The sequence below is a fragment of the Azospirillum rugosum genome, from assembly GCF_017876155.1.
Taxonomy (GTDB): domain Bacteria; phylum Pseudomonadota; class Alphaproteobacteria; order Azospirillales; family Azospirillaceae; genus Azospirillum; species Azospirillum rugosum.
Window position 1 is genome coordinate 166988 of sequence record NZ_JAGINP010000020.1, and the last position, 11584, is coordinate 178571.

The 11584-nt window shown below is 64.9% G+C and carries 8 protein-coding genes; 1 reads left to right on the top strand and 7 read right to left on the bottom strand.

From position 1 onward, the window contains the following. The 7 genes from J2851_RS25040 to J2851_RS25070 all read right to left on the bottom strand — a co-directional run bounded on the left by J2851_RS25040 (position 1) and on the right by J2851_RS25070 (position 8569). Positions 1-783 (bottom strand): glycine zipper domain-containing protein, encoded by a 783-nt coding sequence (locus J2851_RS25040; RefSeq protein ID WP_209769670.1) that lies wholly within the window; start codon positions 781-783, stop codon positions 1-3. Positions 784-800: 17 nt separating this feature from the next. After that, positions 801-2501 carry a formylglycine-generating enzyme family protein gene (locus J2851_RS25045; RefSeq protein WP_209769671.1) on the bottom strand — a complete coding sequence of 567 codons (1701 nt, stop codon included), beginning with the start codon at positions 2499-2501 and terminating at the stop codon, positions 801-803. After that, positions 2494-3708: an FtsX-like permease family protein gene (locus J2851_RS25050; protein WP_209769672.1), complete on the bottom strand. Its 1215-nt coding sequence runs from the start codon at positions 3706-3708 to the stop codon at positions 2494-2496. Before J2851_RS25050 ends, J2851_RS25045 begins: the two co-directional genes overlap by 8 nt. Next, positions 3705-4439, bottom strand: coding sequence for an ABC transporter ATP-binding protein (locus J2851_RS25055; protein WP_209769673.1), 735 nt, complete (start codon positions 4437-4439; stop codon positions 3705-3707). Before J2851_RS25055 ends, J2851_RS25050 begins: the two co-directional genes overlap by 4 nt. Then, a complete protein-coding gene (locus J2851_RS25060; RefSeq protein WP_209769674.1) occupies positions 4436-6475 on the bottom strand; it encodes a vWA domain-containing protein in 2040 nt (679 codons plus the stop codon). The genes J2851_RS25055 and J2851_RS25060 overlap by 4 nt, the downstream gene beginning before the upstream one ends. A gap of 5 nt (positions 6476-6480) precedes the next feature. Continuing rightward, complete coding sequence (locus tag J2851_RS25065) at positions 6481-7047, bottom strand: hypothetical protein (protein WP_209769675.1); 567 nt, start codon at positions 7045-7047, stop codon at positions 6481-6483. A 382-nt stretch (positions 7048-7429) separates the two neighbouring features. Next, a complete protein-coding gene (locus J2851_RS25070) occupies positions 7430-8569 on the bottom strand; it encodes a hypothetical protein (protein WP_209769676.1) in 1140 nt (379 codons plus the stop codon). Between the two features lie 607 nt (positions 8570-9176). Between J2851_RS25070 and J2851_RS25075 the strand changes: the two genes are divergently transcribed. Then, the gene (locus J2851_RS25075; RefSeq protein WP_209769678.1) at positions 9177-10799 is read left to right on the top strand and encodes an ISL3 family transposase; all 1623 of its coding nucleotides are present in this window, start codon (positions 9177-9179) and stop codon (positions 10797-10799) included. Positions 10800-11584 lie beyond the last annotated feature (785 nt).

Consider the following 11584-nt stretch of genomic DNA (forward strand, 5'->3'; position numbering starts at 1 on the left):
TTACACGCGCGGAGTGGGCATGAGCCGGTCGGCGACCTCGGACATGACCCGCATGCGTTCGCTGTTCTTCTTCAGGTCGGCCAGGCTCTTCTCCGCGTCCTTGGTGACGGAGGAAGCATTCTTCTTGCGTTGGTCGGCCAGCGAGGTTTCATAGGTCTCGACCTGCTTCTTCAGGGATTCCCTGGTTTGCCGGATGTCGTTCTGGTCGGCTTGAATGATCGCCAGCTCTTGCTCGTACTTCGCCTTGTCGATCGCCTTGGCCTTCAATTGGCGATTCAGCAACGCAAGCTTCTTTTTGTCTTCGTCGATGACCGTTTGAATTCCGGCGATTGCCGTTTCGGTCTTCTCGTTCTTCTCCTTCATTGCCTTTGTCAGGCCTTCGATGGTGTCGAGCCGCTCTCCCGCCTCGCCTTGCGTTTCCGCCAGCACGCTTCCGGCGACATAGCCCACCCCCGACCCGATAAGCCCACCGATGATCGCGCCGTCCGCCGAGCGGGTGGCGATCGCGCCAATGGCGGCGCCGGCCGCGGCGCCGATCAGCACGCCTTCCATCACTGTTTCGCGGAGCCGCTCGTTGCGTTCGCGCATCTCGCGCTGCGCGGTGGACAGCCGGGCCGGATCGATGGTGGCCGTCTGCTTGGCAGGGGGGGCCATCACCGGGAAGGCGCTGCTGCCGCCAGGGTTGGGGACGAAGGGGTTGCCCGTGGTGTTGCAGCCCGGCAAAAGGACGAGGGCAACCAAAGGCAAACCGAAGCGAAGAGTCGTTCGTAACGCGTGGAGCATGGCGGATGTCTCCTGTGTCAGCGACGTGACGAGAGCGAGTTGACGATGTCGTTGCGCCAGTCATCGGGTTTGCGCGGACCGGTGCGTTGAAAGTCCTCGGCGTGGTGCACCAGAAGATCGACGCCGGCGATCAGTTCGGTGTGCCCGCGCACCTGCAACTCGGCCTTGAGCAGGTTGCCCTGCTGGCGCAGCAGGTCGATCCCATATTCCTTGGAGAGTTCGATCACCACGTCGCCGTAGCGGACCAGAGCGACGTCCAGTTCGGCGCGTGCAGCCTTGGCGGCGCCGGAACGTGCCTCGAACTGCCGCACGATTGTCGCCAGTTCCGATCTGGCCTCCTCGATCTGCGCCGGGGTGCCGGACTGCTCGACGGCGGCGAAGTTGTCCCGCGCCTGCTTGTGCAGCGCCCGCGCCTTATCAAGGGCGAATTCCTGCGTGCGCGTGCGCAGGTCTTCGATCTGCACCCGCTCGGCCGAAATGGCGCCGTTGCGGATGAGGGAACGCACCAGCCGATCCCGTGCGTCGTTGCGTTCGGCGCGGCCGTTCTCCATCTCGACCAAGGCCTCGCGCAAGCGGTCGCGCAGCGCGGCGCTTTCCGTGGTCAAGGCGGCAAGCGCGATGTCGTCCATGGCCCGCTTTTCGCGTTTGTCCGCCTGGTCGCCGTCGTCGTCGGCTGGAAGCTGCTGCCACGCTTTCGTCAACTCGTCCACGCGTTCCAGGGGCCAGACCGTGGCGACCGTCGGGGCGGACAGCATCAGACGGAACCCATAGCGTGGCCCGCGCGTGGCGGCGCCGGTTTCCGGGTCGTAGGCGGGAAGCTCCTGCCGCCAGGCGATCCGCTGCTGCTCGGCGGGCATCGTGAAATCGCCGCCGCGCACGACGATGCCGCCCGCCTGCCCATGCTCCCGGCCTCTGCGGTTCAGCCGGAACGGTTCGAGCATCATCTCGGCCGCGTTGCCCAGAATGTCGAAGATGCCCAGCGGGTTCGGCTTCAGGCTGCCGATGGGATGCAGCGTGCCGTTCGCCGACCCGCTTCCCTGGTGCCAGACGTAGTCGGACAGCGAGCCCCCCTCGGCGCCGTTGTCGGCGGGCATGCGGAAACGGACGCCGGCGAAGGCCGCTTGGTCGACCGCCAAGCCGCCCCGCGCGGCATATTCCCACTCGGCTTCGGTCGGCAGCCGGACGAACGCCGGAGTGCCCTCGGCGGTCGGCAGCGCCGCGCGCGCGGTGCCGGCGAGCCATTCACTGTAGCGGTTGGCGGCAGTAACCGTATCGAACCAGGAAATGTTGGTGGCCGGCAGCAGACTTGCCGGGTCGATCGTTGGGCAGGTCGGTCCTAGGGCGGCCAACTGGGCGGCGCTGACTTCGTACTTTCCTATGTAGTACAGGCGGCGTTCCGGGTTTTTCGGATCGGGGAACGGCGCGCCCACATGGTCGACCCGCGGTCCGCCCAGATAGCCGATCGTTTCGTCGGCGCTGCCCAGGGAAACCGGCTGGTCGTCGAAGGGGCGGCCGCCGATCACCGCGACCGGACGGAATGCCATGGCGCCTCCGCACGGCAGCGGAAGGACGAGGTCGTCCTCCATCTTGACCGGGTTGTACGCATCCTCCTGCCAGGGGGAGGGTTCGGCCCGCAAGGCTCCGGCCGCCAGCAGCAATGCGGTGGAGGCCAGCGCGGCGAGGCTGTTGCGGATGGCGCCGCGGCTTCGCTCAGACATCACGCAACCCCTCGGCCGGTTGGATCCGCGCGGCCCGGATCCCGGCCCAGCTGGCCGCGGCCAACGCGCAGGCCAGGGTGACCGCCGTGGCCGTCACGAAGTGTTCCGGCAACAACCGGCAGACGAATTCCCCCATCTGCAGCGACGCGGCGAAATAGCTGTTCAATCCCATCGCGACGCCGGCATAGGCGACCCCCGCGAGCAGGCTGCCGGCCATGCCGATCAGGAGCGCCTGGCACAGAGGGAAGGCGACGATGGCCCTGCCGGGAAAGCCGATCAGGCGCAGGACGCTGAGGTCGCGTCGCTTGCGCTCCACCCCGGCCACTAGGCTGGCGGCGAGGGCTGCGGCAAATCCCGCCGAACCGAGGACGGCCACCGTCCAGAAGACGCGCGTGAGGTTGGCGTCGAGCGCCTGCATGACCTCCACCTCCTCGGCGCGCGAGCGGAGTTCCACCTCCTGGGAAAAAAGGGAATCGCGCAACGCCGCGACGTCGTAGATCGACCGCGCATACAACCGGAAGCGCGGGAATACACGCTCGCCGGTTCCACGCGGCACCCCCGGCCAGCCGAACCGCTCGACCGCCATGCCGTCGCGGAAATCCTCGATCGCGACCAGGAGCGGCAGCGTCACGAAGGCGGAGTCGCCGCCCAGCGCCGCCTCCGGTACCACCGCCCGGACACGTCCATTCCATTCGACCGCTTCCGCGCCGCCGTTGTTCAGCCGTTCGATCACGGCACGCACCATGTCCCCGGCACCGACACCTAGGCGTTGCGCCGTCCTGGAGGACAGCGTCAGTTCCAGGTCCGATGCCGGCACCGACCCCGATGGTATCAGCGGCTCGCCGGGACCGCTGGGAACCATGCCGACGGCGGACGCCTGCGCCCCGGTGGCGGGGTTTTCGAGCCGGTTGAAGCTGGCCGACAGCCGCCGGGTCTCCGCCATCGCGAAGGAGACATCCGGACGGTCGCGCAGGGACTCGATCCAATGCGCCGTGAACATCCCGCTTCCGACGAGGATCAGTTCGCGGTTGTGCGGATCCTCGACGAGCCGCCGGGCGATCGTGTCGATCACCCCGTACTTGAGGCCGAAAAGGACGAGGAGGGGCGCCAGGACGGCGGCCAGCGCCCCCACGATGCAGGCGGAGATCGCCGCCTCGTGGGCGAAATCGCGCAACGCCAGGCGTGGGATGTGACGGAGAGCCTTCATGACAGCCCTCCGCGGCTGAAAACCGCGCGGATGTCGTCGCCGCTGCGCTCCAGCACGGGTTCGATCAGGGCGAAGCCGGAGCCGGCCCCCCGGTTCGGATCGTGGGTGGCGACGATCGCCGTCGTTCCGATTCCGGTGACCAGTTCCAGCAGAAGCCGGAAGGTGACCTCGGCGTTGACGGGATCGAGCGCCGCCGTCGGTTCGTCCGCGATGACCACCCCTGGGTCATGCGCCAGCGCCCGCGCGATCGCCACCCGCTGCCGTTCCCCAACGGACAGGCTGCCCGGTGATCGCGCCAGCAGGTGCGCGATGTCCAGATGTTCGGCAAGGGCGCGGACCCGTTGCGGATCGTACCGCCCGGCCAGGCGTGCCGGCAGCTCGATATTCTCGCGCGCCGACAGGTAGGGAAGCAGTCCGCCGGTTTGCACGATGTAGCCGACGAACGCGCCGCGCAGCGACGACAGGCCGTCTTGGTTGTGGCGCCACGACGCGTGGATCGACACCGGCCCTTGGCCGGGATCGAACGTGAATCGCTCGGCATCGTCCGGCCGCAGGGTCATGGCCAGCAGGTCCAGCAGCGTCGACTTGCCGCAACCGCTGGGCCCGCGCACGATGACCACTTCGCCGCGCAGGACGGTCAGTTCGGGGATGTCGAGACGGAACCGTCCACGCGCGCCGCCTCTCGCCTTGCGCACGTCGCGCAGATCATAGAGCACGCCCGCCGCGGTCATGGCAGCTGATCCAGCGGAATCTGCATGACGTCATTGTTGCGGTCGTCGGATCCTTCGAGGTCAGTCCACCGCTTGGGATCGTTGTTGTAGTCGCGATACAGCTTGATCCGGGTTTCCAGCGCGTCGAGCAGCATTCTCTGCTCGCCGGGCGGCATCGAAATCCAATGCTGTTCGGTCATCTCCATGAGCTGGCTGCGATAGGGCAGGCCGTCCAGCAACTCGTTCAGCCCGCCGAACTCGATCAGACGTTCGATCTTCGAGCCATCAGGGTCCTGCTGGCCATGGCTGACCAGGGCGGACACCATCCGGAGCTGGTTGAAGAAGTCGCGCGACCGGCCGCGGGTTTCCTCTCCCTTCCTGATCACCTCCTCCAGGGCCAGGGCGATCTGGCTGAGCTGCCTCTTGGAGATCAGGACCTTGATCTCGAGCGCGTTCGGCCGCTTCTGGCCGATGTCGCGGTCGGCCATCCAGGCGTCGAGCATGCGCGGCGCCTGCCGGCCGCTCGCCTGACCGAGATAACGGAGCTGCATGGTCCGGCCGAGGGCGGCGAGGCGTGAGCGCAGCGCCGTGACGGTGCCGCCGGAGGGTTGGGCCGTCTGGACAGGTTCGGCTTCCGCCACTTGGCGACTGTTGGCTTTCTCGATCTGCCGGATGATTTCGCCGGCAATCGTTTCCGGGAGGTCGCGGAACGCCTCGATCGTGCCGCCGAACACCGGGAAATAGCCGTTCACGCCATCCTTGTCGGTTTTGGTCACTTCGACGTACTGGGCATGCGCATGCGTGTGGTTGTTGGCGCGCGCGCCGGCATCGGTCAGAAGATGCAGGGCCAGAATGGCGATGGGGTTGTTTATGCTGGTGTTCGCGAGACCCCGGATGTCGCTCGCGTGGGCATCGGCGGCCGAGGCCTTGCCTTCCTTCGATCCCGCGTCGGTGATCAGGACGACGAAGCGCCCGTGATAGCCGGTCCAGTTGATGTCCTTGATGGCCATCTTGAGTCCGGCGAAGGAGTCTTCGTCGAACGAGTCGCTCGACACCGTGGTGGCCTGAACCTTATCGAGTTCTCGCAGGAAGATCTGCGCCTCGCCCGCGGTGCGCAGCGGCGCCATGATCTGCGCGTTGTAGCCGAGCGCGGGCGTCTTGTTTATGTCAGAGCGGAATGCCACGACGCCGAACCCGATGTTCTGGCCATATCGGGATGCGCTCAATTGCCGATAGACCAACCGCATGGTTTCGTGGACGCGGTCGATGTAGGGCTGCATGGAAACCGTGGTGTCGATCACGAACACCACGCCGGCACGGTACGCCTCCAGATTTTTCAGATCGGCCGGCTTGTAGGCGTCCCTCTGGCTCGGGCCGTCGGGGCGCAGGACGGTTTGCCCGGCAACGGCCGTTTCGCTGGCGATGTGCAGAATCCGGACGGAGTCCCGGAGACCGATGGTGACGTCGCGCACGCCTAGGATCGGCTGGACGTAGAATTGGGTTGTGGCTCCGGGCGGTTCAGGCGGTTCCCACGCAAGCACCGGGGAGTTATCGGGCAGAAGACCGCGATCGGCCAGATCGAGCAGGTCGCGCATTTCGCGCGCGGCGTTGGGGGCGCTCAACTGGCGAACAAGCTCGTCGTCGCGGCGGAAGAACAGCACGCGCTGGCGCTGCTCGGTCGAGGAGGGGATGGCGACGGTGAGCGTCTGGTTCCAGCTGATTGTTTCCTCGGCCTCGACCCAGCCCTCGGGCTTGATCTGGGATGATCCCAGTTCCAGCCACTCCCGTCCGTCCGCAAGCGTCCGCCCGAACACGTAGAACGGCGACATCGGCGCAAGCTGGCCGCGGCTCGGCGGCGCCTGAAGCGACGGGTTGGAGCGCAGCATCGCTCCGGTCCGCGTCAGGACGCGCTGATACAGGGTCTTTTTGCCCGGTATCAATTCAGGCGTGCGTTTTTGCGCAAGGGCCGGCCCGGACGACGCAATCAGCGCGCCACCCAGGATCAGGTGGGCGGCGAAGCGGGCAAGCGTGCGCGCGGCATCGGCCGGTGTGCCCAATCTGCTCATCGTACCATGTCCGATCGGCCTGACGGTTTCACGAGAATGGCAATGCGCTCCCGCACGCCGGTTTCGCCGAGGGTTTCCGCCGTCCGGTACCATCGCAGGGCAAGCGCTTCGTTTGGCTTGGGGAAAGGGCTTGTGTCCCGTGACCACGTGGCCGGATCGTACATTTCCGCGATCGCGCGTGCCGCAGGGGCATGATTCGCCTGTGCCGAAAGCTCGAACAGGATGAGCGCCTGCTGGGGCTGCTCCGACCGATGCTTCTGCGCCAGGTCGAAGATCTGCTCGGCCCGGCATTGTTTGAGCGTGGCCAGCGCCTGTGGCGTCAGATTATATCCCTGGAACGCCACGGGGCCGCAGGCGGGCTTCGGCGGGCGCGCGGGGGAAGGGAAAAGAGCCCAGACGACGATGCCGGTCGCCGCGACGACCGCCGTGCCCAGGCTGGCTGCCCGGAGAATCCGCCTTGCCGGACGACCCTTTCCCGCGGTGGACACGGTCGGATCGGAGGTTTCGCTTCCGTTCCGGTCTTGCTGGAAATAACGGCTCTTAAGATCATCCGCATCTGTCATGGCCGCATGCCCGCCGCACCGCGCTGCGCAATAGGAATCTAATCATTAAAATTCCTATCCCAAAATTTGCAAATTAACTTTTCCGAGTCAATAAAGATTGATGTGGAACGAGGCGATAAATCTCCTTGCGAGTGTCAGGATTCTATGAAATAGGGAAAGGAGAACATGCCATCGAATTCGCTCGCGAGGAAGGTGTGTTTCCGCTTGGTGCCGTCCACGTTCGAAGCGGCCACGTTCAAAGCCGATGTCGATCCGCTTTGCTGTTCGAAAAAACGCTGAAGCCGTTCGGCAAACCCGCTAATGCGCTGGTGCGACCCCTTCTCCCACGTGGGGAGAAGGAGTTTCGACAGCCAAACCTCTCCTTGGGCTTGACGCAGCACGATCAGCGAGTGTTGACGGTGGAGTTCACGGTGACACCGTGGTTGGTGACGCTGATGGACGTATGGTCGCCCGGCGGCTGGGCGGGGGCGTCCGGGAGGTTCCCGGGACGGTTCGGCGCCTTGTCCTGTGCCGGCTTCTCGTTGCGGGCGAACCGGCGCAGCACGAGACGGCAATGGGTGAACGGCACGGGCAGAAAGGCACCGTCCTCGTTGCGGGTGATCACACCGAATTCGCCATAGGCTTTCCGGAAGCCGCCTGAGGTACGGTAGGTGACCTCCTGCTCGATGCCTTCGTTGCGGGATGCGATGCGGCGGGCCAGGCTCTGGACTTCGAACGAGGTCAGGCGCTCCTGCATTTCATAATGGAAGCGCGCGACGCCTACGAACCGCACAACTTTGTGCAACAGTTCCACGGCCAAGTCGCGGTGCATCCGTACGAAGGAAGGGCCACGCACCTGCGGCGGAGCCGCCACCATCCCGAAGAGGCGGTCACGTATGAAGCCGGCGACGCCGACCAGGCGGTCGGCCTGGACGTCGTCCAACGCGATTTCCACGACCTCCGGCCACCCCAAGGGTGGCGAGGGTTGGGCGCAGGGTTCCGCACAATAGACGAGAACGTTGGGAAACGACGCGAAGAGCGTGTCGAAGAGAGCATCGTGGCTATAGCCGGGGCTGCGCTCCGGCAATTCGTGCAGCACGCCGAAACATAGGACGATCAGCGTGTCCACGTCGCCGAACGACTTGGCCCTGGCGAGCGCGGCACCCAGCTTTTGCGTGGCATCGCCGATTTCCACTTCCAGCGGGAGATTTTCGCCTGACGCCTTCGCATGCGCCTTGAGCGCCGCGTCGGTGTCGTACTCCAGAAGGACACCGCCCTTTAGCTTCAGTCTTTCAATCAGTGACAGCACGTCCGAACCGTCGGCCCCCCCAATGCTGAGCGCGACGGCGCGCTCATGATTGAAGGATTCCGCTTCAATCAGGGATAGCAAATCCTCGATCACAAACTGAACCTTCCTGGCACCTTCACCTTCGAAGGTGCTGTAATAACCGCTGTTATTCTCTTTGTGGTTCAAATCGTCCGGCGATGCTGCAATAGGGGAATTTTTTAAGATCGCTTCGATAACGGAAGAGGCATACGACATATCTTTTTCTCTCATCGGGGGTGGTTGCTGAAAGATATACCCGTTATGAGTCCGGGCGCCAATCCGATTGTAGCGGCTCCGCAAACGTTGTGCCCTACGCCACAGTGGGGGCGACGACCGTGACGCCGCACGAGGCTTCCGACGCGCCCCCAGCGGACGGGGTAGACCCAACAGTGACACCGGTGGCAAATCATTTGAGCGAAATCATTGACGCTGCCGGTGAAATCCCGATGGGTTGAGATGGCGTCATTGGCGGGTGAATGCTGGCTCTTCCGCGAATTCGGTGCAGCTGGGTGCGGTTGGCGGGCTGGATGAGCACATGGAGGGATCGCTCATCGCCGCTCTTCGCCTGTGACCGTGCCATTGAAATCACTTCTGCCACTGCTCCCCGCAGGCCTTGTCGTCGATCGGGTCGCGGCCGTCCCCGATCGTGTTTCCATCTTCGCCCGGGGGACCGCCGCAGGCGGCATCTGCCCCACGTGCGGACGCGCCTCGCAGCTGTCGGGCGTCTTGGCAAACTGGTCCATCCGCATTCCCGGTGCAGCATGAGTGCACTGACGGGCGGCAGTGAGCACATAGAGGGAACGGCATCCCTTTCCTGAGTGCTTTGATTTCCTTGTCAAAATCGCTGCTGTCCCTGCTCCCGCCCGGTCTCGCCGTTGATCACGTCACCGTCGCCCATGATCGCGTTGTTGTGGCCGTGCGTGCTCGCGCCGCTGCGGCGGCCTGCCCGGTGTGTCGGCGTCCGTCGCGCCGCGTTCACAGTCGTTACAGTCGCCGCCTCGGCGACCTGCCTTGGCAGGGCCGGATCGGCCAACTCGACCTCCAGGTTCGCCGGTTCCGCTGCGCCGCTGTCGAGTGTCCGCGCCGCATCTTCGCCGAACGCCTGCCGGCCGTCGCCTTGCCGAAGGTTCGGCGGACCGTCCGGCTCTCGGAGGCGCAACGGCGCATCGCCCTCAGCGCCGGCGGCGAAGCTGGTGCCCGCTTGGCGGCTTGCTTAGCCATGCCGGTCAGTGGCGACACATTGTTGCGCTTGATCCGGGCGGCTCCCCTGCCGGCGGTGCCGACGCCGCGCGTCATCGGTATCGACGACTGGTCCTGGCGGCGCGGTCAGCGCTACGGCACGATCATCGTCGATCTGGAACGCAACCGCCCCATCGACCTGCTGCCCGATCGCCACGCGGGGACGGTGGCGGCGTGGTTGAAAGCCCATCCCGGGGTGGAGGTCGTTGCCCGCGACCGCGCCGGCGCTTACGCCGACGGCATCCGGGCCGGCGCTCCGAACGCCGTCCAAGTCTCGGATCGCTGGCATCTTCTGCGCAATCTCGGGGACGCTTTGGCCGGGGTTCTCGACCGCCATCATCATGACCTGCGCATGGCAAGCAAAGCGGCCGCGGGAGCCGCTATGGAAATCAGCACGGCCGCCGCGCCGTCCCCGACGACCGCACCGCTCCCGGCACCAGCGGCCGAGTTGCCAACGGCGGATCGCCACGGCGTTCGGAAGGCCCGGTTTGATGAGGTGATGGCGTTGCACGGCCAAGGCTGGCCGATGAAGCGGATCGCCCGCACACTCGGCGTCAATCGCAAGACCGTCCGTGCGTGGGTGCGTGCCGGCGAACTTCCGGTCTGGTCGCAACGGGATCGCGGCAGCGCGGTCGATCTCCACGCCGTGTACCTCCGGCAGCGCTGGGGCGAGGGCTGCCACAACGCCGCCCGGCTGTGGCAGGAGATCCAGGAGCGTGGGTTTCGCGGGCAACTCCGCACCGTGCAGCGCTGGGTACACCGCCTGCGCGATGCAAGCCCGACCTCAATTGGCGCGGTCGGCTTGATGGGTCCGTGGAAAATGCCCTCGAAACGTCGGGCAGCGTGGTTGGTGGTGGCCGATCCGGAGACGATCGATGCCACCGAGCAACGGTTCGTCGATGCCTTGCTCGCCAGTTCCGAGGGACTCACTACGGTCATCGAGTTGGCGCGCGCGTTCAGCACCATGGTGCGTCGTCAGCAGGCGGGCCGGTTGGATGGATGGTTGGCCGCGGCGAGGGAAACTGCACTGGCCGGGTTCGCCGATGGGCTCGTGCGTGATCTCGCGGCTATCCGCACGGCGCTGTCGCTGCCGTGGAGCACCGGGCCGGTGGAGGGACAAATCAGCCGCTTGAAGACTATCAAGCGAACCATGTGCGGCCGCGCCAAGTTCGACCTGCTGCGTCACCGGGTTCTGGAGGCCGCATGAACGGCAGCGTTCCAGCCAGCCCGCTGCACCGAAAACGCGGATGGACCAGTTTGCCAAGTCGCCCGACAGTAAGTCATAAGCATAGCCATGGGGCTGGACATAGGACCAAGCCGCGGCCATCCGCGGCGTCCTCACTCAGCCCACTTCGCCCACTCCCCGCAAGGCGGTCATCGTCGGACGGTTACCGCAGCGCCATCATCACTCAAGATAAAACTGCACCGAAATCGAGGTATAAGCTTGCATTCATGCAAGATGATAAAGAAATTGATTTTGAGTTTTTCTCTGGAGGAGGTGCCAAAGGCGAAGACATAGACGCTCAACAGGAAGCGCAAGACAAAGGAGAAGCGTGGGCGCAATCAGGAGAGCGGTAATCCCGGAATAGCAAGGGCGCCCAATCGCCACATCCGGCAGTCACATGCAGGACGAAGCAATCATGAAGGTTCGCTTCCGCCCACCGAGGCTCGCTAAAAGTTCCTTATAGCATACCCGAATGCGCGGGTCATGGGGTGGCATCAACACCGAAATGTAAAAAGGCCGCCGTGGCGTGAACCGGGCAGGCTTTCTCACCTAAACTATTTGAAAATTGACGTCAATCGGCAGAAGAAAATCGTCTGGATATTCTCCACAAAGTTGATTCGCGATCCTCAAATTTCCCGCCCATTTCAAATCCAGCTTTCGCAACCTCTCCCCTAGTACTACAGCCGGGATCATCGGTCTCTGCGTCTGTTGAGTTGGCGTTCTGCGGAAAGGATGCCGAGCATGACGACGGTTGCCGAGGCGAAGGG